Annotated in this window: 21 protein-coding genes and 1 tRNA gene; 7 read left to right on the top strand and 15 right to left on the bottom strand. The window is 70.3% G+C overall.

What is annotated here, in order from left to right; all coding sequences use genetic code 11:
- Nucleotides 1-18 precede the first annotated feature (18 nt).
- Nucleotides 19-699, top strand: coding sequence for an acyltransferase (locus tag AWQ68_RS30370; protein WP_066946842.1), 681 nt, complete (start codon nucleotides 19-21; stop codon nucleotides 697-699).
- A 15-nt stretch (nucleotides 700-714) separates the two neighbouring features.
- Here AWQ68_RS30370 and AWQ68_RS30365 read toward each other — a convergent pair whose 3' ends face one another.
- Complete coding sequence (locus tag AWQ68_RS30365) at nucleotides 715-2,316, bottom strand: phosphodiester glycosidase family protein (RefSeq protein WP_066946839.1); 1,602 nt, start codon at nucleotides 2,314-2,316, stop codon at nucleotides 715-717.
- A gap of 332 nt (nucleotides 2,317-2,648) precedes the next feature.
- Here AWQ68_RS30365 and AWQ68_RS30360 point away from each other — a divergent pair, with 332 nt between their 5' ends.
- Complete coding sequence (locus AWQ68_RS30360) at nucleotides 2,649-3,794, top strand: NAD(P)H-dependent flavin oxidoreductase (RefSeq protein WP_066946837.1); 1,146 nt, start codon at nucleotides 2,649-2,651, stop codon at nucleotides 3,792-3,794.
- Nucleotides 3,795-3,878: 84 nt separating this feature from the next.
- Here the strand turns inward: AWQ68_RS30360 and AWQ68_RS30355 are convergent, their stop codons facing one another.
- Together AWQ68_RS30355 and AWQ68_RS30350 are read right to left on the bottom strand one after the other, a co-directional pair.
- Nucleotides 3,879-4,559: a response regulator transcription factor gene (locus tag AWQ68_RS30355; protein ID WP_157545930.1), complete on the bottom strand. Its 681-nt coding sequence runs from the start codon at nucleotides 4,557-4,559 to the stop codon at nucleotides 3,879-3,881.
- Complete coding sequence (locus AWQ68_RS30350) at nucleotides 4,556-6,520, bottom strand: sensor histidine kinase (protein WP_066946834.1); 1,965 nt, start codon at nucleotides 6,518-6,520, stop codon at nucleotides 4,556-4,558. The genes AWQ68_RS30355 and AWQ68_RS30350 overlap by 4 nt, the downstream gene beginning before the upstream one ends.
- Nucleotides 6,521-6,693: 173 nt before the next feature.
- On the opposite strand from AWQ68_RS30350, the gene AWQ68_RS30345 reads away from it, so the two are divergent.
- Together AWQ68_RS30345 and AWQ68_RS30340 are read left to right on the top strand one after the other, a co-directional pair.
- Nucleotides 6,694-7,434 carry a hypothetical protein gene (locus tag AWQ68_RS30345; RefSeq protein ID WP_066946831.1) on the top strand — a complete coding sequence of 247 codons (741 nt, stop codon included), beginning with the start codon at nucleotides 6,694-6,696 and terminating at the stop codon, nucleotides 7,432-7,434.
- Nucleotides 7,435-7,942: 508 nt separating this feature from the next.
- The gene (locus AWQ68_RS30340; protein ID WP_066946829.1) at nucleotides 7,943-8,548 is read left to right on the top strand and encodes a DUF4126 domain-containing protein; all 606 of its coding nucleotides are present in this window, start codon (nucleotides 7,943-7,945) and stop codon (nucleotides 8,546-8,548) included.
- Nucleotides 8,549-8,845: 297 nt separating this feature from the next.
- Here AWQ68_RS30340 and uvrB read toward each other — a convergent pair whose 3' ends face one another.
- The 6 genes from uvrB to polA form a co-directional block, all read right to left on the bottom strand.
- A complete protein-coding gene (uvrB, locus tag AWQ68_RS30335; RefSeq protein ID WP_066946827.1) occupies nucleotides 8,846-10,957 on the bottom strand; it encodes an excinuclease ABC subunit UvrB in 2,112 nt (703 codons plus the stop codon).
- 60 nt (nucleotides 10,958-11,017) lie between these two features.
- Nucleotides 11,018-11,701, bottom strand: coding sequence for a dephospho-CoA kinase (gene coaE / locus AWQ68_RS30330; protein WP_084464570.1), 684 nt, complete (start codon nucleotides 11,699-11,701; stop codon nucleotides 11,018-11,020).
- A gap of 90 nt (nucleotides 11,702-11,791) precedes the next feature.
- Nucleotides 11,792-12,316 (bottom strand): GNAT family N-acetyltransferase, encoded by a 525-nt coding sequence (locus AWQ68_RS30325; protein ID WP_066946824.1) that lies wholly within the window; start codon nucleotides 12,314-12,316, stop codon nucleotides 11,792-11,794.
- A 231-nt stretch (nucleotides 12,317-12,547) separates the two neighbouring features.
- The gene (gene rpsA / locus AWQ68_RS30320) at nucleotides 12,548-14,014 is read right to left on the bottom strand and encodes a 30S ribosomal protein S1 (RefSeq protein WP_066946821.1); all 1,467 of its coding nucleotides are present in this window, start codon (nucleotides 14,012-14,014) and stop codon (nucleotides 12,548-12,550) included.
- 181 nt (nucleotides 14,015-14,195) lie between these two features.
- Entirely contained in the window at nucleotides 14,196-15,263 is a 1,068-nt protein-coding gene (locus AWQ68_RS30315; protein ID WP_245656216.1) for a polysaccharide deacetylase family protein, read from the bottom strand.
- A gap of 111 nt (nucleotides 15,264-15,374) precedes the next feature.
- Complete coding sequence (polA, locus tag AWQ68_RS30310; protein WP_066946816.1) at nucleotides 15,375-18,053, bottom strand: DNA polymerase I; 2,679 nt, start codon at nucleotides 18,051-18,053, stop codon at nucleotides 15,375-15,377.
- Between the two features lie 63 nt (nucleotides 18,054-18,116).
- Here polA and AWQ68_RS30305 point away from each other — a divergent pair, with 63 nt between their 5' ends.
- Both AWQ68_RS30305 and AWQ68_RS30300 read left to right on the top strand, forming a co-directional pair.
- A complete protein-coding gene (locus tag AWQ68_RS30305) occupies nucleotides 18,117-18,536 on the top strand; it encodes a PaaI family thioesterase (RefSeq protein ID WP_066946814.1) in 420 nt (139 codons plus the stop codon).
- 303 nt (nucleotides 18,537-18,839) lie between these two features.
- Nucleotides 18,840-19,394, top strand: a complete 555-nt coding sequence (locus tag AWQ68_RS30300; protein WP_066946811.1) for a hypothetical protein — start codon at nucleotides 18,840-18,842, stop codon at nucleotides 19,392-19,394.
- Nucleotides 19,395-19,457: 63 nt separating this feature from the next.
- Here the strand turns inward: AWQ68_RS30300 and AWQ68_RS30295 are convergent, their stop codons facing one another.
- From AWQ68_RS30295 to AWQ68_RS30270, 6 genes are all read right to left on the bottom strand, one after another.
- Nucleotides 19,458-20,174, bottom strand: coding sequence for an ABC transporter ATP-binding protein (locus AWQ68_RS30295; protein WP_066946808.1), 717 nt, complete (start codon nucleotides 20,172-20,174; stop codon nucleotides 19,458-19,460).
- The gene (locus AWQ68_RS30290; protein WP_066946994.1) at nucleotides 20,164-20,904 is read right to left on the bottom strand and encodes an ABC transporter ATP-binding protein; all 741 of its coding nucleotides are present in this window, start codon (nucleotides 20,902-20,904) and stop codon (nucleotides 20,164-20,166) included. The genes AWQ68_RS30295 and AWQ68_RS30290 overlap by 11 nt, the downstream gene beginning before the upstream one ends.
- 59 nt (nucleotides 20,905-20,963) lie before the next feature.
- On the bottom strand, nucleotides 20,964-22,100 hold the full coding sequence (locus AWQ68_RS30285) for a branched-chain amino acid ABC transporter permease (RefSeq protein ID WP_084464569.1): 1,137 nt from the start codon (nucleotides 22,098-22,100) through the stop codon (nucleotides 20,964-20,966).
- Complete coding sequence (locus AWQ68_RS30280; RefSeq protein ID WP_066946806.1) at nucleotides 22,097-23,065, bottom strand: branched-chain amino acid ABC transporter permease; 969 nt, start codon at nucleotides 23,063-23,065, stop codon at nucleotides 22,097-22,099. The genes AWQ68_RS30285 and AWQ68_RS30280 overlap by 4 nt, the downstream gene beginning before the upstream one ends.
- Before the next feature lie 102 nt (nucleotides 23,066-23,167).
- A complete protein-coding gene (locus AWQ68_RS30275; RefSeq protein ID WP_084464568.1) occupies nucleotides 23,168-24,391 on the bottom strand; it encodes a branched-chain amino acid ABC transporter substrate-binding protein in 1,224 nt (407 codons plus the stop codon).
- Nucleotides 24,392-24,679: 288 nt separating this feature from the next.
- Complete coding sequence (locus tag AWQ68_RS30270) at nucleotides 24,680-25,261, bottom strand: ANTAR domain-containing response regulator (RefSeq protein WP_281217781.1); 582 nt, start codon at nucleotides 25,259-25,261, stop codon at nucleotides 24,680-24,682.
- Nucleotides 25,262-25,379: 118 nt separating this feature from the next.
- Here AWQ68_RS30270 and AWQ68_RS30265 point away from each other — a divergent pair.
- A tRNA-Leu gene (locus AWQ68_RS30265) sits at nucleotides 25,380-25,454 on the top strand.
- The last annotated feature ends 150 nt before the right edge of the window (nucleotides 25,455-25,604 follow it).

The raw sequence follows: 25,604 nt of genomic DNA, 5'->3' as shown, positions 1-25,604 counted from the left end.
GGAGTAACTTGTCCCGTTATGTCGATCGTGAAGCGCGCCGTCGGCCATTTGCTCCACCGCGGGTGGGCGTACGCGAAGGCGGCCGGGGCCGTGAGCCCGCTCTCCCCCGCGGGCTATCGGTTCCGCCGTCTCGGTGACGGAGCGTGCATCTCCTTCCCCCTCGGCGCGATCTTCGGCGAGGCGTGGATCGAGATCGGCGACCACACGCTCGTCGGGGAGCGCGTGTCGATCTCGGCGGGCATGGGACCGGGCGTCGACCTCGGCCCCGACTCCATCGTCAGGATCGGCCGCGGCTGCTCGATCGGCAGGGGCAGCCACATCGTCGGCCACCAGTCGATCGACATCGGCGACGACGTCTTCACCGGGCCGTACGTGTACATCACCGACCAGAACCACGTCTACGACGACCCCGAGACGCCGATCGGGCGGCAGTGGCCGCGCAACAACCCCGTCTCCATCGGCTCGGGCTCCTGGCTCGGCGCGGGAGCGATCATCCTGCCCGGCACCCGGCTCGGCCGCCAGTCGGTGGTCGCCGGGGGCGCGGTGGTGCGCGGCGAGTTCCCCGACCACTCCGTCGTGGCCGGGGTTCCCGCCAAGCTCGTCCGGACGTACACGCCGGATGAGGGCTGGCACGCCCCGCGCGGCCCGGAGGCGGCGCAGGACGAGCCGTCCATGCGCCTCCTGGCCTCGAACGAGTGACCGGCTTCGCCGAGATCAGCGCGTACGCGGCAGGACCTGGATCGTGTCGCCGACGGCACGCTCACCGGTCGCGTCCGAGGGGCGGTTGACCAACTCGCCCTTCACCGCCATCGCGGTGGAGCCGCCGCCGTCCAGGTTCAGCGCCTGCACCGCTCCCAGGGACTTCATGAAGTCCGCCGCCTCGGCGAGGGTGAAGCCCTCGCTGCCGCCGCTCAGCCGGCCGTCCACGGTGACCAGCAGCAGGCGGCCCTGCCGGTCGAGGCCCGCCATCGTCCGAGGCTGGCGGGTGTTCGACCAGGCGTACCCGAAGGACAGGTCGGCCGGGTCGACCGTGCCCTCGGCGGCGGCGTCGATGCTGATCTTTCCGTTCTCCACCAGGGTCGGGGCGCCGCTGACGATGGTGTCGTCCGCGCCGAGCTTGATCTGCCGGCCGTGGGTGTCGCGGACGACCTCCTTCACGGTGATCTTCCCGCCCGTGGCGGCGTGGCCGCTGAGCCAGTCGGCCGCCTGGCCGACGCCCTGGAGCACGGTCTGTCCGGGGGCGACGACGCCGCCCCGGTCGCCGATCGCGACCACACGGCCCTTGGCGTCCAGCGACACCTGCCTGCCGGGACCGGCCGGCAGGGCGCGCCCGTACTCGGAGGTGAACTCGACCAGGTCGTCGGCCATGGTGCAGGTGACGTCCTGGCGCGGCTCAGCGGTGGGGCTTCCGCCGTCCTGACCGCAGTCCCGTACGAGTCCGGGGGTGCGGTTGATGCCCCGGACGGCGTAGGTTGAGCCGCCGACACGGGCGGTGACGGTGGTGGTCAGGTCGGCGATCCGGCTGTGCCGTCCGCCGTCGGTGAGGACCAGCGCGGCGCGCGACCCCACCGCCATCGACGCCAGCCTGCCGTCGTGGGCGCTGACGCCCGCCTGGATGCCCTGCGCTCCGTCCGCGTCGGAGGTGACGAAGAAGCCCCCGTTGACCCCCACCAGCGATCCGAGCTTGGCGGCCACCGAGGAGGTCGTCTCCCGCTGGGCGACGTTGCCGTCGTGGGTGGCGGTGACCGAGCCGTCGAAGGCGCGCGGGTCGATGACGGCGACGTGGATGTTCTCCCGGTCGGCCGGCTGGTCCGCGTCGTAGCCGGTCCACTCGACCGCGGTGCGGAAACCGGCCGCGGTGACCTTCGCCGCCACGCTCTTCGCCTCATCCTGGGTCGGGTGGGAGCCGACCCGGACGCGTACGCCCATCGGGCCGTGCGGCGTGTCGCTGTAGTCCGGCCAGTCGATCCTCGTCAGGTTCGGCTCGAAACCCGCGGCGCGCAGCTTGTCGGCGGTCTGCGCGGCCCACGCCTCCGTGCCGACCGCGGCCCAGGCCTGGGCGCCGGTGAAGCGGGCCGTGACCGGGGCCTGCACCGTGACGGCCCAGCCGGGCGCCGCGGTGGGATCGGTGATGACGCCGGTACGCACCTCCACGCCCGGCGCGACGGTACGCGTCGTCCACTGCGCGGTGGGGGCGGCCTTCGCGGCCGACGTGGAGGGGGCGTCCGCGGCGGCGACCGTGGTCATGGACAGCGGTGCCGCGGCGACCGCCACGGCCGCGACAGCGAGGGCAAGCCGTGCTCGGCGGTAGTTCATTGCACATCCTTGTGACTCGGTGAACGGCCGAAGACCCCAGACATATGGGGGCTTCCGCCCGAAATGACCAAGTCGGGAGTCCACCGTGGCCGGGCGAACGGCAGGATCTGATCACGGGTGCGCACGTGGACGAGTGGATGAACGCTTGGTGGTGGCGACGAGCCGCCCGCCCCTCCCCACGCGGGCTTCGCGTCTCCCGGCCGCACAAGGACCGTGATCGACACACCCGGCAAAGAGCACCGCCGCTCACAGTTGCCGTCTCCCCCGCGTCCCCGGCGCCGGATGACCGCCGGCTCTGGACCGAACATCGTTCTGGGGCGTAGGTTCGCGACATGCGCACCAGGCTCACCGAGCGCTTCGGCGTGGAGTTCCCGCTGTTCGCCTTCAGCCACTGCCGCGACGTCGTGGCCGCGGTGACCAACGCGGGCGGGTTCGGCGTCCTCGGCGCCGTCGCCTACTCGGCCGAGCGGCTGGACGAGGAGCTGACCTGGATCGACGCCCAGGTCGGCGGCCGGCCGTACGGCGTGGACGTGCTGGTCCCCGGGAAGATCGACGCCGCGGCCGCCGTGCCCGGAGCGCGCCTGCCCGACCTCATCCCGGAGGCACACCGCGACTTCGTGGACCACCTGTTCCGCAAGTACGGCGTCGGCGGTCCCGGCGAGACCGGCGTTGTCGGGGCCGGAAGCCCCGAAGACGCGGGAGACGTGGGCCGGAGGGTCACGCACGAAGGCGCGACCAGGCTCATCGACGTCGCGCTCAAGCACCCCATCGACCTGATCGCCAGCGCGCTCGGGCCGCCGCCGCCGGAGATGGTCGAGCGGGCGCGGGCGGCCGGAGTCCCGGTCGCCGCGCTGGTCGGCACGGTCGAGCACGCGGCGCGGCAGGTGGCGGCGGGCGCGGACATCATCGTCGCCCAGGGCACCGAGGCGGGTGGGCACACCGGCGAGGTCTCCACGATGGTCCTGGTCCCCCAGGTCGTGGACGCCGTCGCGCCGGTCCCCGTCCTCGCCGCGGGCGGCATCGCCGACGGCCGCCAGGTCGCCGCGGCGCTCGCCCTCGGCGCGGAGGGCGTGTGGTGCGGGTCGGTGTGGCTCACCACGGACGAGGCCGAGACGCCCCCGGCGGTGAAGCGCAAGATGCTCGCCGCGACGTCGCGCGACACCGTCAGGTCGCGCTCGCGCACCGGCAAGCCCGCCCGGCAGCTCAGGTCCGCCTGGACGGAGGAATGGGACGGCGCCCCGGAGAGCCCCGGCCCCCTCGGCATGCCGCTCCAACTGCTCCTCGCCGAGGAGGCGATGGCCCGGGTGGGACGCGCCGCCGAAGCGGGGGCTCCGGGAGCCCGCGAGCTGGCGAACTACTTCGTCGGACAGGTCGTCGGCCAGATGAACCAGGTCAAACCGGCCCGCCAGGTGGTCTACGAGATGATCGAGGAGTACGCCGACGCCGTCGAGCGGCTCCGCGCGATCACCGATTCCTGATCGCCGTCGGCCCCCGATTCGTCATCGACGTCCCGGGCCGCGTTCGTCGGAGTGATGTTCGCCGCACTCACCGGGCTCGGCCGGTCACGGACCTCCGGGGGGTGATTCCGTACCGAGTCCGGCCTGGCGGGCCCGGACGATGGCCTCGGCCCGGTCGGCGACCTGCAGCTTGGCGAAGATCGCCGAGATGTGGTTGCTGACGGTCTTGACGCTGATCAGGAGACGCCGGGCGATCGCGGCGTTCGCGTGACCGGCGGCGATCAGATCGAGGACCTCGCGCTCGCGCGCGGTCAGCTCGGGGAAGGGCTCGGCGGCCGGCACGGGCCGGGACGCGCCGGCGAAGAAGTCGATGATCCGGCGCGCGACGCTCGGCCCGAAGACGGCGTTCCCCGCGGCGATGGAGCGGATCGCACGGACGATCTCGTCCTGCTGCGCCCCCTTGACCAGATATCCGGAGGCGCCGGCCCGCATGGCCCCGAAGACCGACTCGTCGTCCTCGAACATGGTCAGCACCAGGATCCGGGTCGCGGGCGCGCTCCGCAGGATCGCCCGGGTCGCCTCCACCCCGTTGATCCCGGGCATGTGCAGGTCCATGACCACGACGTCGGGGGCGGCGAGCAGCGCTTCGCGCCGGGCGGCCTCACCGTCTCCGGCCTCGCCGACCACGTCGATGTCGGGCAGGGAGGCGACCAGGGCGCGCAGCCCCTCGCGCATCAGCGGGTGATCGTCCACGACGACGATGCGGATCGTGCCGTCGGCGGTCATGCGCCCTCCAGTGGTAGCAGGGCGTGGACGAGTCCCCCCTGGTTGGTCGGTCCGGCGGTGAGCGTGCCGCCCAACTCCGCGGCGCGCTCGCGCATCGAGCGCAGGCCCACGCCGTGGGACCAGGCGCCGGAGGCGCCGCTCCCGTTGTCGCGGACCTCCAGGTGCAGCGCGCCGTCGGCGCGCAGCGAGACTTCGCAGGCACTCGCCCGGCTGTGGCGCAGGGCGTTCGTGACCGCCTCGGTGGCGATCCGGTACGCGGCGACCTCGACGGCAGCGGGGAGCGGCGGCAGGTCGTCGGGAATGTCCACGGTGACCACGAACCCGGCCTGGTCGCGACGCCAGGACTGCTGGGCGCGCTGCCGCAGCGCTCCCACGAGCCCCAACTCGTCCAGATCGGGCGGGCGCAGGTCGTAGACCAGCCTCCGGATGTCCGCGATCGCGTCGGTGAGGTCGCCGCGCAGGTCGAGCAGCAGCCGCCCGCAGTGATCCGGATCGCTCCGCAACAAATTGTGCGCGGCGTCGGCCTTGAGGGTGACCGCGGCCAGCGCGCTGCCCAGGCCGTCGTGCAGGTCCCGGCGCAGCCGCCGCCGCTCCTCCTCCCTGGCCGCCACGATGTGCCTGCGGGACTCGCGCAGCCGCTCCGACAGGCGTACGGCCTGGAGAGCGAGGCCGACCGGTGCGGCCAGCAGGTCGAGGGCGCGCCGGTCGGCGGCGGGCAACCGCGTCTCGCCCGCCCGGAGGCCGACGAGCAGGTCGGCCTTCTCTCCTCCGGCCACCTCGAGGGCGACCACGTGCCAGGCGGGCGTGGGGAGGCCGCACGCCGCGATCAGGCGGCCGTCCGATCTGACGGCGGCGTAGGGCAGCCGCAGCGCCTCGCAGACCGCGTTGAGCACGCCGTCCAGCCCCGTCGCCAGGCGCGTCCCCACCCGCGCCACCGCCTCGGCCGGATCGCGCCCCCGGCCGTACACGAGCCGGTCCACGAAGGACTGCAGGGCGGACCTCGCCGGGGCGAACGCCACCGCGATCACGCCGGTCGCCACCAGCGGGCTGGCCGACAGCCACTCCCGGGCCAGCGGGGCCAGGCCCGCGACGATGCCCAGGTACGCCCCCACCACGCCCACGGTGAGCAGGCCGTACACCAGGGAGCGGTTGACGATCAGCCGGATGTCGTAGAGCTGGTGGCGCACGATCGCCACCGTGGCCGCCGCCGGGACGAGCGGCAGGGTGAGCAGGAACAGGACCGGGCCGTCAGTGGTGACGATGCGCTGCAGGTTCAGCACCACGAACAGCACCACCGCCCACAGCAGCCACATCACCTGCAGCCGCTCCGCACCGTCCGACCGCCGGGCGCGCAGGCCGAGCGCGACGAGGCTGCCCAGCAGCACCAGAGCCGCGGCGGCGGCGAACACGGGCACCAGGCCCGCCGCCACCCGTCCCATGGCCGCAGGCAGCAGCGGGCTGTGATCGGCCGTCGGCTCGACCGCGTCGCCGCCCGGCTGCAGCGTCACCGCCGGGGCGAGCAGAGCCAGCGCGAGCGTCACCGCCGCCAGCGGGCGCCACCGGGGCGACAGCGGGCGACCGTCGGGGAAGAACTGCAGGATCAGGGGCAGGCAGACCACCGGCGCCGGGATCCACACGGTGATGCCGACGAAGTCGATGGCCCGCTCCCACCCGGGCGACAGCGCGAAGAGGCCCGACAGCAGGCCCAGGCAGGCCACGCTCACGGTGTAGCAGACGCCGTAGGCCACGAAGAGCAGCCCGATCCGATGCCGCGGCCGGTGGGCCAGCACCAGCGCGCCGAAAGCGGTGAACATCACCGACATCGCGGTGTTGGTCAGCAGGTATGACCCCGCCGCGTCGGCCACGCTGAGCCCGCCCGCGAACCACGACCCCCAGGCCGCGGCGTCCAGGAGACCCGTGACCGCGACCACCGCGACAGGTCCGGCTCGTTTCACCGCCATGCGCCAATCATCGGGGGCCGCCCGCCCCGATGACCATGGGTGCGCACTCCCATCTCGTCTGGGGGCATCCGGGACCGATCCGGGGGCCGGCGCCCACGACGGCGGGAGCGAGCGCCCTCCATGCTCCGAAGCGCAGGAAACCGCAGGAAGAACGACATCCCTCGGAGGACACCATGCAGCCCGGCACCCGGCCCGACCCGGCGACGAGCGACCGCACGCCGCCCACCGCGCCGCCGCGCGACGTGCGCGGCTTCTGGCGCGTCCTTCTCGCGGTGATCGCACCGCTGCCCATGCTCGCGCAGGCCGTGTACTACCTGCTCAGCCCGGTCGACGGAGGGGCCTCCTTCGCCGAGACGGTGACGGCCTACACGGCCAATCCGCAGCTCCTGGACGTCCTCAGGTTGGTCGGCGCCGTCTTCGTCGTCGGACTCCCGGCCGCCACGTTCGCGGTCATCTGGGCGGCCCGTCGCGGCGCCCCGAGGCTCACCTCGTTCGGCGCCTTCATCTCGCTGTTCGGCTCCTTCTCCGGGATCGCGCTGATCACCGGTGGCGGCCCGCTCGCGTACTACACCGTCCGATCGGGACTCGACGTGGGCGCCATGACCAAGCTCTCCGATGACGTGCTGGAGAACGATCCGGTGCAGATGGTGGCAGGCCTGCTGTTCATCCTGGGCATCGTCATCGGCCTGCTTCTGCTGGGCCTCGCACTGTGGCGCAGCCGTGTCGCCCCGGCCTGGATGGGAATCGCCCTGGCGGTGGGCGGCTTCACCCACCCGTTCCTCCCCGGCCACGTGGCCCAGGGCGTCGGCCTGCTGGTCGCCGCAGCCGGCTTCGCCGGGGCCTCGTACGCGCTGCTGCGGATGCGGAACGACGACTTCGACCTTCCCGCCTTGCGTCCCGCCACGAGCAAGTAAGGCTCCGTTGCAGGCTCCGTTGCGTCCGCACACGAGCGAGTGAGGCCTCCTTGCGTCCCGCCGTACGCAAGCGAGGCCTCCTCGCGCCCCGCCACACGTGCGTGAGACTCCTTGCGCCCCGCCACACGCGAGCGGGACCTCCTCGCGTCCCGCCACACGCGAGTGGGGCCTCCTCATCTCCCGCCATACGCAAGTGAGGCCCCCGCCGTCCACGGCCTCTCGCCCCCGAAACCCTTCGTACACCGCTCACCCGGACTCCCAGCCGTGCCTCGGGGCCACGGATCGCCACTTCCCTCAGCCCCTGTATGGCTCGCCTCGTCCAGGGCGGCCGACGGCCTCGTGCCTGTCGCCGCGACCTTCCTCGCGCCGCGCCGCACCCGTCCTCCCGCTCGCCGACGAGCGCGAGGATGGCCGCGCCGGGCTGTCCGCCCACCGGGGATGATGGTCCCCTGCCGGATTTCCGCGCCGCACCAGGCACCGGCACGCGGACACGTTCGTTGGAGGGGTGATGTTCGCCGCACTCACCGGGCTCGGCCTGTCTACCGCCGCGGGGCTCAATGCCTACATCCCGCTGCTCGTCGTCGGGCTGGCCGCCCACTTCACCGACGCCGTACGGCTGCCGCAGGGCTACGAGTGGCTCTCCAACGGCTGGGTCCTGCTGATCGTCGCCGTCCTCCTGGTCGCGGAGATCGTGCTCGACAAGGTGCCGGTCGTCGATCATGTCAACGACATCATCCAGACCGCCGTACGGCCCGCGTCCGGCGGAGTCGTCTTCAGCGCCACGGCGGCCGCCGCCGAGCTGGACAACTCGGCCTGGATGGCGGAACATCCCGCCGTCGGCTGGGTCCTCGGCATCGCCGTCGCCCTCGTCGTCCACGCGGTCAAGGCGAGCGCCCGCCCAGTGGTGAACGTCACGACCGCCGGCGTGGGCGCCCCGGTGGTCAGCACGGTCGAGGACGCGGGCGCGCTGGGCATGAGCCTCATCGCGATCTTCCTGCCGGTGCTGGTCATCGTGGCGGTCGCGGTGCTCGCCTTCGTCGGCTGGCGCCTCCTCCGCCGTGTGCGCCGCTATCGCGCCTCCCGCCGGGCCTCCCGTACAGGCGAGCCCGCCTGAGACCGGCTCGCCTCCCGCACTGAACCACCCGCGCCCGTTACGGAACGTCGCCGGGCTACCGCGGAGCAGACGTCGGGCCGCCGGCGAGCAGGCGTCAGTTATCGTGCGTGACCGGCCACCCACGGCGGGTCGCACCCCGGACAACGCCCCGACCGGCCACCCGCGCCGGTCACACCCCGGACAACGCCAACGCCCTGACCGGCTGCCTGCGGCCGGTCACGCGCTCTCAGCCCATATCGGCGAGGCACCCGCCGGAAGCCGTGGTCGGCCGCCCGGCGGGGCGGCGTGCCGGAGCGGTCACTTCACCCCGGCCTCGCGCATGTCGCGGAGCTCGCGCTTGAGCTCCTTGATCTCGTCACGCAGCCGCGCGGCCACCTCGAACTGCAGGTCGGCCGCGGCCGTGTGCATCTGCTCGGTGAGCGACTCGACCAGGGACTCCAACTGGGCCCGGGGCATCTCCCCGGCGATCGCCTTGGCGTGCTGCCCCGCCGGACGCGACGCGAGCCCGGGCACCGGAGCCTTGCCGCGCGACTGCTGACGCCCCCCGCCGCCGAGCAGCTGGGCGGTGTCCGCGTCCTCCCTGGCCAGGCTGTCCAAGATGTCGGCGATCTTCTTGCGCAGCGGCTGGGGGTCGATCCCGTTCGCCTCGTTGTAGGCCATCTGCTTGGCTCGCCGCCGGTTGGTCTCCTCGATGGCCCGCTCCATGCTGGGGGTGACCTTGTCGGCGTACATGTGGACCTGGCCGGAGACGTGCCGCGCGGCGCGGCCGATCGTCTGGATCAGCGACGTCTCCGAGCGCAGGAAGCCCTCCTTGTCGGCGTCCAGGATGGCCACCAGCGACACCTCGGGCAGGTCGAGGCCCTCACGGAGCAGGTTGATGCCGACCAGCACGTCGAACTCGCCCATGCGCAGCTCGCGCAGCAGCTCGATCCGCCGGAGGGTGTCCACCTCGCTGTGCAGGTAGCGCACGCGGATGCCGTTCTCCAGGAGATAGTCGGTGAGGTCCTCGGCCATCTTCTTGGTCAGCGTCGTGACCAGGGCCCGCTCGTCCTTCTCGGTGCGCACCCGGATCTCGTGCATCAGGTCGTCGATCTGCCCCTTGGTCGGCTTGACGACGACCTCGGGGTCGACCAGCCCGGTCGGGCGGATGACCTGCTCGACCACGTCGCCCTTGCACCGGCCCAGCTCATATGGCCCCGGCGTGGCCGACAGGTAGACCGTCTGGTCGATCCGCTCCAGGAACTCCTCCCACTTGAGCGGACGGTTGTCCATCGCCGACGGCAGCCGGAACCCGTGCTCGACCAGCGTGCGCTTGCGCGAGGCGTCCCCCTCGTACATCGCGCCGATCTGCGGCACGGTCTGGTGCGACTCGTCCAGGACGAGCAGGAAATCCTCGGGGAAGTAGTCGAGCAGCGTGTTCGGCGCGCTGCCCGCCCCCCGGCCGTCGATGTGACGGGAGTAGTTCTCGATGCCGGAGCAGGTGCCGATCTGGCGCATCATCTCGATGTCGTACGTGGTGCGCATGCGCAGCCGCTGGGCCTCCAGCAGCTTGCCCTGCTGCTCCATGCGGCTGAGCGACTCGGCCAGCTCAGCCTCGATGTCGCGGATCGCCCGCTCCATCCGCTCCGGCCCGGCGACGTAGTGCGAGGCCGGGAAGATGTACAGCTCCTCGTCCTCGGTGATGACCTCGCCGGTCAGCGGGTGCAGCGTGGCGAGCTTCTCGATCTCGTCGCCGAACATCTCGATCCGGACGGCGAGCTCCTCGTACTGCGGGATGATCTCGATCGTGTCGCCGCGCACCCGGAAGGTGCCCCTGGTGAAGGACAGGTCGTTGCGCGCGTACTGCATGTCGACGAGCTTGCGCAGGAGCTGGTCGCGCTCGACCTCCTGGCCGACCTTGAGCCGGACCATGCGATCGACGTACTCCTGCGGGGTGCCGAGGCCGTAGATGCAGGAGACCGACGCCACCACGACCGTGTCGCGGCGGGTCAGCAGCGAGTTGGTCGCGGAGTGACGCAGCCGCTCGACCTCCTCGTTGATCGAGGAGTCCTTCTCGATGTAGGTGTCGCTCTGCGGAACGTACGCCTCGGGCTGGTAGTAGTCGTAGTACGACACGAAATACTCGACGGCGTTGTTCGGCAGCATCTCGCGCAGCTCGTTCGCGAATTGCGCGGCGAGCGTCTTGTTCGGCTGCATGACGAGCGTCGGTCGCTGCAGGCGCTCGATCAGCCAGGCGACGGTCGCTGTCTTGCCGGTGCCGGTGGCTCCGAGGAGGACGTTGTCCTTGGTTCCCGCCTTGACCCGGCTCTCCAGCTCCGCGATCGCGGTGGGCTGGTCGCCGGACGGCGTCATCTCGGTGAGCACCTCGAAGGGCGCCACTTTACGCTGCAGGTCGGTTACGGGCCTCACGTCTGCATAACCTACGCCGGGCCACCGACATTTCCCGCCTCGGGTCCGCCCCCGCCGCCCTCACGACGACGGCGCCTCCGAGTCGACCACGGGGCGCGGCCCGGACGTGGGCCTGCTCCCCCGCCCCGCGTCTCCGGAGTCCGCGCGTCCGGCGGCCCTGGCGCGCAGGTCCCCCCACAGCTCGGCGACCCGGGCGTCGAGGTCCTCCAGCGGCCCCTCGTTGGCGATCACCACGTCGGCGACCTTCAGCCGGTCCTCCCTCGTGGCCTGCGCGGCGATGCGCGCCCGCGCGTCCTGCTCGGACATGCCCCGCAGCCGCGTCAGCCGGTCCAGGCGGGTCTCATCCGACGCGTCCACGACGACGACCAGGTCGTACATCGGCGCGAGCCCGTTCTCCGCGAGCAGCGGGACGTCGTACACCACGATCGCGTCCCGCGGCGCGGCATCCTGGAGCTCCTGCACCCGCGCGCCGACCTTCGGATGGACGATCCCGTTCAGCACGGCCAGCTTGCCGGCGTCGGCGAAGACGATGGCGCCGAGCCGCTCCCGATCGAGGCTGCCGTCCGGGCGGAGCACGTCCCCGCCGAACGCCTCGACGATCTCCTTGAGCCCCTCGGTGCCGGGCTCCACCACCTCGCGGGCGACCTTGTCGGCGTCGATGACGATCGCCCCGTGCTCCGCGAGGCGCCGGGAGACCTCGCTCTTACCCGACCCGATGCCGCCCGTGAGGCCCACCTTCATCACGCCCGCAGCCTATCGGGACCCCGCTATATCCGGCAGTCGCCCCATATCGGTCGTCGGCCCGTGATTCCGGACGTACGGGGGGTGAGGCCGTCAACGCGGCGAGGCCGTACGCCGCATATGGATCAGCGTGAGGTGGTCCTGCACCCGCTCCCGGCGCGTTTCGCGGTATCCCAGGCGGCGGTACAGCCGCAGGTTGCCCTCCGAGAGGTGCCCGGTGAACAGGTCGAAGGCGGCGGCCTCAGGGACCGCCTCGTGCAGCGCCTCCAGCAGGGCGGTGCCGATGCCGTTCCCCTGCCGGTCGGGGGCGACGACGAGACGGCCCACGAGGCACGTGGGGCCGGATGAGGGCGCCTCGTCCCGTCCTGGCCGTCCCCGGTCGCCCACCTGCCGGAGGGGGACAGGCAGCCTGCCGCGCACCGACCCGACGACACGGGCGCCCTCGACGGCCTTGAGCACCACGCCGGTCTCGATCGCCTGGCGAAGCTGCTCGTACGACTCGATGAGGGGGGCGATGAAGGGGTCGCCGTACATCTGGGCCTCGGTCACGTACGCCGCGCGCTGCAGGGTGAGGATCTCCCCCGCGTCCTCGGGCGACGCCCTCTCGATGTCCGTCACGGGGGCACCCTATCGATCTCGGCTCGCGGCATCGGGATGGGACTGAGCGGATCGGCCGGGCCACCCATGACGGGCGCGCGGACGCGGAGCCCGGACATGAGGAGCGCGGACATGAGGAGCGCGGGCACGAGGAGCGCGGGCACGAGGAGCTCGGCAGACGCGAGGAACGCAGACGCGAAAAGGCCCCGCCGAAGCGGGGCCTTTCCTGTGCTTACCTCATGTGCCGAGCGGTCAGCTCTGGCCTCCGGCCAGCTTCTCGCGCAGGGCGGCGAGCGCCTCGTCCGAGGCGAGCGCGCCGCCGGACTGGGACGAGCCCGTGCTCTCACCGGAGTAGGACGACGGGGCGGCCTCGCTGGCCTCCGCCTCCTCCGCGCGCGCCTTCTCGACCTGCGACTTGTGGGCCTCGAAGCGGGCCTGGGCCTCGGCGTACTGCCGCTCCCACTCCTCGCGCTGCTTGTCGAAGCCCTCGAGCCACTCGCCGGTCTCGGCGTCGAAGCCCTCCGGGTAGATGTAGTTGCCCTGATCGTCGTAGGTCGCCGCCATGCCGTACAGCGTGGGGTCGAACTCGACGTCGGCGCCCAGCGCGCCCTCGTTCGCCTGCTTCAGCGAGAGGGAGATGCGGCGGCGGTCCAGGTCGATGTCGATGATCTTGACGAAGATCTCGTCGCCGACCTGAACGACCTGCTCCGGGATCTCCACGTGGCGCTCGGCCAGCTCGGAGATGTGGACCAGGCCCTCGATGCCCTCCTCGACCCGGACGAACGCACCGAACGGCACCAGCTTGGTGACGCGACCCGGCACGACCTGGCCGATCTGGTGGGTGCGGGCGAACTGCTGCCACGGGTCTTCCTGCGTCGCCTTGAGCGAGAGGGAGACGCGCTCGCGCTCCATGTCGACGTCGAGAACCTCGACGGTGACCTCCTGGCCGACCTCGACGACCTCGGAGGGGTGGTCGATGTGCTTCCAGGAGAGCTCGGAGACGTGGACCAGTCCGTCGACGCCGCCGAGGTCCACGAACGCACCGAAGTTGACGATCGAGGAGACGACGCCCTTGCGGACCTGACCCTTCTGCAGGGTGTTGAGGAAGGTCTGGCGGACCTCGGACTGGGTCTGCTCCAGCCACGCACGGCGGGAAAGAACCACGTTGTTGCGGTTCTTGTCCAGCTCTATGATCTTGGCCTCGAGCTCGCGGCCGACGTACGGCTGCAGGTCGCGGACGCGACGCATCTCGACCAGGGACGCCGGCAGGAAGCCACGGAGGCCGATGTCGAGGATGAGACCACCCTTGACGACCTCGATGACGGTGCCGGTGACGATGCCGTCCTCGTCCTTGATCTTCTCGATCGTGCCCCAGGCGCGCTCGTACTGCGCGCGCTTCTTGGACAGGATGAGGCGGCCTTCCTTGTCCTCCTTCTGGAGGACAAGGGCCTCGACGTGCTCGCCGACTTCGACGACGTCGGCAGGATCGACATCGTGCTTGATCGAGAGTTCACGCGAAGGAATGACACCCTCGGTCTTGTAGCCGATGTCGAGCAAGACCTCGTCTCGATCGACCTTGACGACGGTGCCCTCAACGATGTCGCCGTCGTTGAAGTACTTGATGGTCTCGTCGATCGCGGCGAGGAAGGCCTCCTCGGAACCGATGTCGTTGACCGCTACCTGCGGGGTGCTCGAGGTGGCCTCAGTGCTGCTCGTCATGTGTGGAATTGCTCCGAACCGGACAGATGTCGTTGTGACCGAGGCGCAATGGGCTTGTTTTCCGTTCAACCAAGGCGATGGATGACCGGGCGTGAACCCGCTCCGTCCGAGGCGCACGCGAGCCCACAGCGCAGCGATCAGCATATGAGACGACGCGTCCCAGGTCAATCCGGCCGCAGCACTAGTAAGCGATGACCTTTTTCGCAGCCTTTGAAATGATATTACCTCGAAGCCTCTTCGGTATGGAGATGTGCTCAGGATCCCCATCTGACGTGTAGCGCGCCTCTGGATGCTCGTCCAGCCAGTCCAGCCAGTAGGCCGAACACCAGCGGCGGCATTCTCCCTGTTTGCCGTTGGACTGGATGCGCCAGATCGCGGTGCGGTCGAAGCTTTTCGCGTACGGCGGAACCGACGGCTCGGCTCCCGCGAGGAAGACGCCGTCGAAGCGGTAGCTCGTTCCGTCCCACTTCCCCTCGCGGGCGATCTTCGCCTTCCGCGGGCGGGAGCCGTACGGCAGGGCCATCGTGGTGGACGACGGAACGCCGAGCTTCTTCAGCAGCCGCTCCTGCCTGACGATCTGCTCGGCCACCCCCTTAGGGGACAGCCGGCGCAGGTCGGGGTGCGTGTAGGTGTGGTTGCCCACTTCGAATCCGTGGTCCACCAGCCACTTGACCGCCGCCTCCTGCTGCGCCTGGTCCGGCAGCCCGAACGGCGCGCGGTTCACCCAGAAGGTCGCGACCGGACGGAAGTCCGGGTACTTCGCCGCGACCTCGTAGATGATCCCGACCGCGGTGTCGCGCTTGGGCTGGCTGTCGGCGTCCAGTGCGAAGTGCGAGGGGTGTCCGTCGTCGAAGGTGAGCACGACCGGATGCGCTCCGGCCGGGATGTCGATCCTGCCGCTGACGAACTCCGCCGCCGTGATCGGCACGTAGCCCGCCTTGGCCAGCTTCACCAGTTCGGCCCGGAGCTGGGCGGGCGTCCGGTCGATGGACGCGATCCGCTTCGTCAGCAGCCGGTGATACATGATCACCGGCACCAGGCCGAGCTCGTTCGCGCCGACCGCGCGGGCCGACTCCACGGTCGCGACGACCGGCGGAGGCGGGTCGGGTTGACTCGCCGGCGCGGGCACCGCAGGCTCCGCCCTGGTCGGGATCCTCCTCTCCCCGGACTCGTCGTCTCTCGCGGAGAGCAGCAGCGTCAGCGCCACCAGCCCCACCGCGACCACCGTCGCATTGGCGACCACTGTCACCCGAGCAAGTTTTCGCACAATAATTTGACCTTACTGCGGCAAAATCGCAGAAGGTCATCTCTGGCCGACTTTCCGGGCGAATAGCGGGCAATCTCACGCAACGGGGAGGTGCTAGTGGCCGGCGTCCTCCCAGGTCGGGCCGACGCCCACGGACACGTCGAGCGGGACGCGGAACTGGAACGCGCCGCACATGTGCTCGACCACGACGCGCTTGAGCTCTTCCAGCTCGCCCGGGACGACCTCGAAGACGAGTTCGTCGTGCACCTGGAGCAGCATTCGTGAGCGCATGCCCTCGATCGCCCGCTGCACGTCGAGCATCGCCACCTTGATGACGTCCGCCGCGGAGCCCTGGATCGGCGCGTTCAGCGCCATCCGCTCCGCCATCTCGCGGCGCTGCCGGTTGTCGCTGGTCAGGTCCGGCAGATAGCGGCGACGGCCGAGGATGGTCTCGGTGTACCCGTCCTTGCGGGCCCGGGAGACGACCTCCTCCAGGTAGTCGCGGACCCCGCCGAACTCCTGGAAGTACTCGTCCTTGAGCGCGCGCGCCTCCGCGACCGGGATGCCGAGCTGGCCGGACAGCCCGAAGTCGGACAGGCCGTAGGCCAGGCCGTAGTTCATCGCCTTGATCCGGGCCCGAAGGTCAGCGTCCACCTGCTCGGGCGGGAGGTCGAAGACCCGCGCCGCGGTCGCCTGGTGGAAGTCGTGGCCGGACTCGAAGGCCGCGATCAGCGACTCGTCGCCGGACAGATGCGCCATGATCCGCAGCTCGATCTGGCTGTAGTCGGCGGTGAGCAGCGTCTCGTAGCCCGCGCCCACGACGAAGCCCTTGCGGATCCGGCGGCCCTCAGCGGTGCGGATCGGCACGTTCTGCAGGTTGGGCTTCTCCGAGCTGAGCCGCCCGGTCGCCGCCTTGATCTGGTTGAACGTGGTGTGGATGCGCCCGTCGTCGCCGATCTCCTTGATCAGACCCTCGACGGTGGTGCGCAGCTTCATCTGGTCGCGGTGCCGCAGCATGATCGTCGGCAGCTCGTGGTCGGTCTGGCCCGCCAGCCAGGCCAGCGCGTCGGCGTCGGTGGTGTAGCCGGTCTTGGTCTTCTTCGTCTTGGGCAGGTTCAGCCGGACGAAGAGGATCTCCTGGAGCTGCTTGGGCGACCCGAGGTTGAACTGCTCGCCCACCGAGGCGTGGGCCGCCTCCACCGCCTGCTTGACCGCCGCGCCGAACTCGGCTTCGAGCGCGGCGAAGTACTGCCCGTCGGCCGCGATGCCGGCCCGCTCCATCGAGGCGAGCACCCGCATCAGGGGCAGCTCGACCTCGGTGATCAGGCGGGTGCCGCCCCGGCTCGACAGGCGCGCCTCCAGTTCGTCGGCGAGGTCGCGTACGGCGTGGGCGCGCAGCGCCAGCTCGGCCGCGGCCGCGTCGTCCTCCTCGAAGAGGCTGGTCTGGCCGTTGGCCTCGGTCACGCTGCGCAGCTCGCGGTGCAGGTAACGCAGGACCAGGTCGTTGAGCGGGAACGAGCTCTGCCCCGGCAGCGCCAGGTAGGCGGCCACGGCCGTGTCACAGGTCAGCCCGCGCAGGTCCATGCCGAGCTCCCACAGGGCGAGCAGCGGCCCCTTGGCGTCGTGCACGGCCTTCGGGCGGGACTCGTCGGCGAGCCACGCGTTCAGGGCCGCCTCGTCCTCCGGCGTGAGCTGGGTGGGGTCGATGTAGGCGGCGCCCGTCTCGCCGGCGACGGCGATGCCGTCCAGCCGCCCGGTGCCGCTGCCGTAGGAGCCGCGGAACTCCAGGCCGGCGCGGCCCTCGGGCAGCGCGGCCAGCCACGTGCCGACCTCGCCGGGGCCGAGCACGGTGACCTCGACCTCGAAGCCCTCGCTCGCCTCGGGCTCGGCCGTGCCGAGGGTCTTGAAGAGCCGGTCACGCAGCTCGCCGCGGATCTGCAGCGCGTCGAGCAGCTTGTTGATCTCCTCGCGGTCCCACTCGCCCATGGTGAGCGCGTCCGGGGCGGCGTCGAGGGGGACGTCGCGCCGCAGCTCGGTCAGCATCCGGTTGTGGATCACCTGGCCGAGGTGCTCGCGAAGCTTCTCGCCGACCTTGCCCTTGACCTCGTCGGCCCGGCGGACCAGCTCGTCGAGCGAGCCGTACGTGGAGATCCACTTGGTGGCGGTCTTCTCACCCACGCTGGGGATGCTCGGCAGGTTGTCGCTCGGGTCTCCGCGCAGCGCGGCGAAGTCGGGGTACTGCGCCGGGGTCAGGCCGTACTTGTCCATCACGGCCTCGGGCGTGAACCGGGTCATGTCGCTGATGCCGCGCCGCGTCATCAGCACCGTCACCCTGTCGTCGACGAGCTGCAGCGCGTCGCGGTCACCGGTCACGATCAGCACGTTCATCCCCGCGCCGGACGCCTGGGTGGCGAGCGTCGCGATCAGATCGTCGGCCTCGTAGCCCGCCAGCGACAGGCGCGGGACGCGCAGCGCGTCGAGCAGCTCGAAGATGAGCTGCACCTGGCCGCGGAAGTCCTCCGGTGTCTCTGCCCGGTTCGCCTTGTACGCCTCGAACGCCTCGTGGCGGAAGGTCGGCTCGCTCCGGTCGAAACAGACCGCGACATGGCTCGGCCGCTCGTCGCGCAGGACGTTGGTCAACATCGAGGTGAAGCCGTACACCGCTTCCGTGTGCTGACCGTCCGTCGTCATCAGATTCGCGTCCTTCAGGGCGTAGAAGGCGCGGTAGGCAAGGGAATGACCGTCCAGGAGCAACAGGCACGGACGGTCGGGGGTCGCTTCGGTGTTCGGCACATCCGCAGCCTAGTCTCCATCTACGACAGAAACCGCAGGCTCTTGCGTACAGGAGGCATCCCCTTGACCCTGACCAATCCCGACGACTCCGTGACTTTCCTCAACCAGATCAGCCGCGGGCACCTTCCGGATCGGATGGGCATCGAACTCCTGGAGGCGACCGCCGAGAAGGTCGTCGGGCGGATGCCGGTGGAGGGCAACACCCAGCCGTACGGCCTGCTCCACGGGGGCGCCTCCTGCGTGCTGGCCGAGTCGGTCGGCTCGATGGGGGCGGCGCTGCACGCGGGGCCCGGACGGGTCGCGGTCGGCATCGAGATCAACGCCACGCACCACCGCTCGGCCACGTCGGGCCACGTCACGGCGGTGGCCACCCGGGTCCACGGGGGCCGCAGCCTCGCCACCTACGACATCGAGATCAGCGACGACGAGGGTCGCCGGGTCTGCACCGCGCGGCTCACCTGCATGCTGCGCGACGCCGGCTGACCGACGGCCGTCCCCCGGCCCGATCGGAACGGATCGCGCCGTTTCTTTGCACGACGGGCGGTGCCGTCGCTAGCCTGGTCCGGCTCGGAGCCCGTGGCGAGCTGAGTAGACAACGTGCGGAGCCGGGGAAGCTGCGCACGGTCCCAAAGGCCGCCACGGGCTCGTCGAGACGGAACGGCGCCGCCCCGCTCTCCCCCACCGGCCACGGCTCCGGAGACGCCCGGATCGCGTCGAGGAAACGATCCGGATACGCCTGATCGCATGCCGGTGCGCCGACGCCGGGCACGGATCTATCGTGCGGTAATGCCGTGGTTTGCCCGGGCCCGACTGCTCGCGGTCGTCACCGTGACCGCAGCCGCCCTCACGACCGGATGCTCGGATCCTCCGGCGAAACCGGTCGCGACCGCCCACACCTACATCCTCCCGACCGAGACCGCCCGCCCCGGCGAGAGCGTGCTCCGCCCCTCCCTCGTGACCGACGGCGCCACCCGCTTCTGGCTCATCGGCTTCCAGGACGGCATGTCGAGCCTGATCGGCAGCCACGCCGAGTGGAACGCCAAGGGGAAGTTCGTCAGCGCCAGGATCGTCGTGCAGAACGTCGACCGGACCAATCAGAAGTTCGAGGCCAAGCGCCAGCTCCTCGTCGCCTCGGACGGCCGCGTCTTCCACGTCGACTCCTTCACCCAGGCGATGAAGCGGCAGCCCGACGAGATGATGATGGGCAGCTTCGTCCGCACGGAGTTCGACCTGTGGTTCGACGTGCCGAAGGACGCGCAGATCACGAAGGTCCGGCTCTTCGGCGAACCGCCGTTCGGCTCGGTCACGCCGTCCAAGGGCGTCGAGTTGCCCGTCCGCTGAGCGTGCGCACACGGAAGGCCGGCCGGTGAGCGTCCCCCGGCCGGCCTCCGCCGCGTCGCGCCGTCAGTGCTGCCCGAGCGCCCCGCCCAGGTACGCCTCGCGCACCTGCGGGTCGTCCAGGAGATCGGCGGCCGGGGCGGACTTGACCACCCTGCCGGTCTCCAGGACGTACGCCCGGTGGGCGAGCTGGAGCGCCTGCTGCGCGTTCTGCTCGACCAGCAGGACCGTGGTCCCCCGCGCGTTGATCTCCTTGATGATCGAGAAGATCTGGGCCACCAGCATCGGCGCCAGCCCCATCGACGGCTCGTCGAGGAGGAGCACCTTGGGCTTGCTCATCAGCGCGCGGCCGATGGCGACCATCTGCTGCTCGCCGCCCGACATCGTGCCGCCGGCCTGGTCCTTGCGCTCGGCCAGCCGCGGGAAGAGCTCGAACACCTCGGCCAGGTCCTTCGAGAAGTCGCCGCGCCGGGCGTACGCGCCCATGAGGAGGTTCTCGGTGACCGTCATGCCGGGGAAGACGCCGCGGCCCTCCGGAGACTGGCCGATGCCGACGAGCACCCGCTTGTGGCCCGGCAGGCGGCTGATGTCCTTGCCGTCGAAGAAGACGCTGCCGGACGACAGCCCGCGCAGGCCCGAGATGGTCTTGAGCGTCGTGGTCTTGCCCGCGCCGTTGGCGCCGATGAGGGTGACGATCTCGCCCTCGTCGACCTCCAGCGACACGCCCTTGAGAGCCTCGATCTTGCCGTAGTGGACGTGGATGTCCTTGATCTCAAGAAGCATCTGCGGGAGCTCCCAAGTACGCCTCGATGACCCGCGGGTCGTTCTGCACCTCGGCCGGGAGACCGTCGGCGATCTTCTGCCCGAAGTCCAGGACCGCGATGCGGTCGCTGATGCCCATGATCAGGGCCATGTCGTGCTCGATCAGCAGGATCGTGCGGCCCGCGTCGCGGATGGCCTTGATGAGCTTCTGCAGCTCGATCTTCTCCGCCGGGTTCATGCCGGCTGCGGGCTCGTCGAGCAGCACGAGCTTGGGCTCGGTCGCGAGCGCCCGGACGATCTCCAGCCTGCGCTGGTCACCGTAGGGCAGGTTCTTCGCCGTCTCGTCGGCCCGGTGGGCGATGCCGGCGAACTCGAGCAGCTCCATCGCCCGCTCGCGCCCGCGCTTCTCCTCGCGGCGGTGCCAGGGCAGCCCGAGCGCCGCGCCGACCGCGCCCGTCCGGTGATGCGCGTCCGCGCCCACGAGGACGTTCTCCAGGGCCGACATGTTGTGGAACAGCCGGATGTTCTGGAACGTGCGGGCGACACCGCTCTTGGTCACCTTGAACCGCTTCATGCCGCTGATCTTCTGACCGTCGAAGACGACCTCGCCCGAGGTCGGCCGGTAGACGCCGGTGATCGTGTTGAAGACCGTGGTCTTGCCGGCGCCGTTCGGGCCGATGAGCGCGAAGATCTCCCCCTCCTTGACGGCGAGGTCGACTCCGCCGAGCGCCTGCACGCCGCCGAAGCGCATGGTGACCTGGCGGAGCTCCAGGAGCGTCTTCGCCGGCTGGCTCGCGTTTTCCGGCTGGCTCACTTGGCCACCTCCTCGGCGGGCCGGTCGTCGCCGGCCTCGTCACCGCCCGCGGGGGGCGTCTCGGGCTTCGTGACGGCTCCGCTGACGGCGCGGCGACGGCGGGGCGGCAGCAGGCCCTCCGGACGCAGCGCCATCGTCAGCACGAGCGCCGCGCCGAAGATGAGGATCCGGTAGTCGGCGAAGCCCCGGAAGCGCTCGGGCAGCCAGGCGATCAGGAACGCGCCGATCATCACGCCGGGCAGGTTGCCCGAGCCGCCGAGCACCACGGCGGCCAGGATCGTGGCCGACAGGATGAACGGGAAGTTGGGCGGCTGGATCGCGATGACCTTGCTGGCCCAGATGACGCCGGTGAGGCCGCCGATCATCGCCCCGATGAAGAAGGCGAGCAGCTTGAACTTGAACGTCGGCACGCCCATCAGCTCGGCCGCGTCCTCGTCCTCGCGGATGGCCTCCCAGGCCCGGCCGACCCGGCTCCGTTCCAGCCGCTTCGCGAAGATGACGACGAGGATGATCGCCGCGAGCAGCAGGTAGTAGTACGGCAGCGGGTCGAGGAAGAACTCCACGCCGAAGATGGGCTGCGGGTGCGGGATGTTCGTGATGCCGCGCGAGCCGCCGATGTACTCCGTGTTCTGCGCCGTGATCCGGACGATCTCGCCGAATCCCAGCGTGACGATCGCGAGGTAGTCCCCGCGCAGCCGCAGCGTCGGCGAGCCGAGGATGATGCCCGACACCGCCGTCATGAAGATGCCGACGACCAGCACCGGCCAGAAGTCCCAGCCGTACTTGGTGCCGAAGATCGCCATGGTGTAGGCGCCGATGGCGTAGAAGGCGACGAAGCCGAGGTCCAGCAGGCCGGCCTGCCCGACCACCACGTTCAGGCCCACCGCGAGCAGGACGTACGTCCCGATGGGGCTGAACAGCAGCGACGCCCAGTGCGAGTGCGGGGACATGAACGACCCGATGGCGTCGCTGGGCGCGACGATCGCGAGCGCGATCAGCAGGGCGTACACAGTCCAGCGGGCCCAGCGGGGGGCGGTCGCCCACCAGTCGCGCACGCCGTCGGTGTAGCCGCCGACCGTCCGTCTGAGGGCCGTCAGCGGGTTTCCGTCTCGGACGTTGGAGTTAGCGTTCATGCGCGCGCTCGCTGGAGGGATTCACCGAGGATGCCGGTGGGACGGAACAGGAGGACGAGGACGAGGACGGAGAAGGCGATGACGTCCTTCCACTCTGAGCCGAAGAAGATCGAGCCCCAGTTCTCGATGAGACCGAGCATGAGCCCGCCGAGGAGCGCCCCGCGTAGGTTGCCGATGCCGCCGAGCACCGCCGCGGTGAACGCCTTGACGCCGAGCAGGAAGCCGACGTTGAAGCGGAGGTTCTCGAACTCCATGGCGTAGAGCAGCGCGGCCACGCCCGCCATGGCGCCGCCGACGAGGAAGGTGGTGCGGATGATGCTGTCGATGTTCACGCCCATGAGCACGGCGGTCTCGGGGTCCTGGGAGGTCGCCCGGATGCCGCGGCCGATCCTGGTGCGGTTCACGAAGACGTCGAGCAGGACCATCATCACCACGGCGGCGACGATGATGAACAGGTGGTCGTTCCTGATGTCGGTGTTGCCGATCGAGAAGACCGTCTCACGGTCGAAGAGCCGCGGGACGGGGACCTGGTTGCGGCCCTGCGAGGGACGGTCGAACACCTCGGGGATGATCACCAGGGCGAAGAGCTCCTGGAGGAAGATCGAGGCGCCGATCGCGGAGATGAGCGCCGCGAGCCGGGAGGCGCCGCGCCTGCGCAGCGGCCGGTAGGCCACCCGCTCCAGCACGACGGCCGCGCCGCCCGAGGCGGCCATGGACGCCAGCAGGAGCAGGAGCATCGTGCCGACCAGCGCGATCCCGCTGAGCGGGCCGGTGATCCCCATCAAGTTGATCACGAACAGCGCCGCGAAGGAGCCGATCATGAAGATTTCCGAGTGGGCGAAGTTGATCAGGCGCAGGACGCCGTACACCATCGTGTAGCCGAGGGCGATCAGAGCGTAGATGGCGCCGCTGGCCAGACCTCCGACTGTGGACGGCCCGACCTGGCTGATGAAGTCGTTGAGCACGGTGGTCGCTTTCGAACCGGGGCAACCGGGGTCGCCGGGCAGTGAGGAGCGGGAGCGGGGTCACTCCCGCTCCTCAGCGTTCTCAGGTCGCTACTCGTCGCCTCAGCTCAGCTGAGCCTTCGAGGTGTCGCCCAGCCAGGTCACCTTGCCGTCCTTCACCTCGTAGATGTGAATGACGCTCGCGGCGATCTCACCGTTCGGGTTGAACTTGATCTGCTTGGAAACACCCGGGAAGTCGATCGTCGAGAGGTACTCGTTGATCTTCTCGGAGGTGGTGTTGCCCGCCTCGATCGCCTTCAGGAAGGCGGTCATCGCGTCGTAGCCCTCGGTGGCGTAGATCAGCGGGTCGGTGCCGAACTTCGCCTTGTAGTTGTCGCTGAAGGTCTTCAGCTCCGGCACGTCCGAGCCGAACGGGATGAGGCAGGGGCAACCGAGGACCGCGCCCTCGGCGGCGTCCTTGCCCGCGCCCTCGACGAGCGCCTGGTCGACCGAGCCGTCACCGGAGGAGACGACCGCCTTCACGCCGCCGTCGCGGAGCTGCTTGAGCAGCCGGCCGAGCGGGGCGTAGTAGCCGCCGAAGAAGATGACGTCCGGCGCGGACGCCTTCACCTTGGTGACGGTCGAGGAGTAGTCCGAGCCCTCGGGGTCGATCTTGTCCCGCTCGACCTTGACGCCCTGGGACTCGAAGCCCTTGGCCACCGCGTCACCGAGGCCGGCGCCGTACTCGGCGGCGTCGTCGATGACGAAGGCCTTCTTGGCCGACTTGGCCTTGACCAGGAACTCGGCGACGGCCGGGCCCTGGACGTCGTCGTTGGCGACGACGCGGTGCCAGAACTTCCAGCCGTTGTCGGCCAGCGCGGGGTTGGTCGCCGAGGCCGAGATGCTCGGAATCTTGGCCTGCTCCAGGATGGGGCCGACGTTGCGCGACTCGCCGGAGAAACCGGGGCCGACGAGGGCGGTGATCTTGTCCTGGGTGATGGCCTGCTGGACCTGGGTGACGGCCTGGTCGGGGTTGCCCTGGCTGTCGTACTTCACCATCTCGACCTTGACCTTGGTCGACTTGGCGTTGAACTCGTCGACGGCGAGCTGGGCGCCCTGGGACGGCGGGATCATCAGCGCGGAGTTGGCCCCGGTCAGGTCACCCATGAACCCGATCTTGAGGGTGGTGACACCGTCACCGTTCTGAGCACCGGTCGGCGAAGCCTCCTCAGTGCCGCTCCCACAGGCCGCGAGGCCGAGGACAAGCGCTGTACCGGCAGCGACGACGCCACCGAGGCGAGCGATCGTGGATCGCAAGGTTGCCTTCCTTTCGCTTGATCCCCCCATGGGGATCGGATACGCGTCCGCCCCAAGACAGCGGTCAGCCCAGGGGTCGTGAGCGGTAGTACAACCTCGCGAAGTCACAGGTCGGTACAGAGGCCATCACGGTTATGGCTTTGTTATGTAAACCGGTCCAGCCCAAAATCGATCTGGTAACAAACCTGGCAAAAGATGTTAATTACGCTTTTTATCGGGGCTGGACAGTCGCCAAGATAGTGCTTTTGTCCATGTACGCACCCGTCTGCGGCGAACGCCCGGCGCCGCAGAAAGCGCCGGGCGGAGCCGTCCCCGTCGTCAGCTCCCGGCCGCGTCGTCGACGACGATCTGGGCAACCTGCCGCATGCTCAGGCGGCGGTCCATCGACGCCTTCTGGATCCAGCGGAACGCCTGCGGCTCGGTCCAGCCGTGCTGCGCCATGAGCAGGCCCTTGGCCCGCTCGACGAGCTTGCGGGTCTCCAGCCGCTCCGAGAGGCCGGAGACCTCCTTCTCCAGCGCGGCGATCTCCTCGTGGCGGCTGACCGCCATCTCGATCGCGGGGATGAGGTCCCCCTTGGTGAACGGCTTGACCAGGTAGGCCATGGCCCCCGCGTCCCTGGCCCGCTCCACGAGGTCGCGCTGCGAGAACGCGGTGAGGATGAGGCAGGGCGCGATGCGCTCGGAGACGATCCGCTCGGCGGCCGAGATCCCGTCGAGCACGGGCATCTTCACGTCGAGGATCACCAGATCGGGACGCAGCTCGATGGCCTTCTTGACGGCCGTCTCACCGTCGCCGGCCTCCCCCACGACGGCGTAACCGTCCTCTTCGAGCATCTCCTTGAGATCGAGGCGGATCAGGGCCTCGTCTTCCGCGATCACCACTCGCCGCTGCGTAGTCACGCACAAGAGGTTACCGATGTCCACTACAGTAGGACCACGCCCGGGGCGTGTGGTTGATCGTTCATCCGCTAAGCTCCGAGCGACGGGTTCGGACGCGTCACATAGAGTCCGGATTGAAGCCCCGGTACCCCAATTGGCATGAGGGAGCGGATTCAAAACCCGTACAGTGTGGGTTCGAGTCCCACCCGGGGCACCTTTCACCAGTCACCGAGCCGGAACACCGGTTCCGCCCGGCACGGCCGCGCCTCCGGCTCTCCCGTACGGCCGCCCAGGCGCGGCGCGTACGGTCAGGCGAGGCTCTCGACCCAGGCGCGGTGCAGGCGGGCGACCCGGCCCGCCCCGC

This window comes from Microtetraspora fusca (genome assembly GCF_001570365.1).
GTDB lineage: Bacteria > Actinomycetota > Actinomycetes > Streptosporangiales > Streptosporangiaceae > Microtetraspora > Microtetraspora fusca.
Note: the sequence above shows the minus strand (reverse complement) of the source record. Positions and strands in the feature narration are given on the sequence as shown.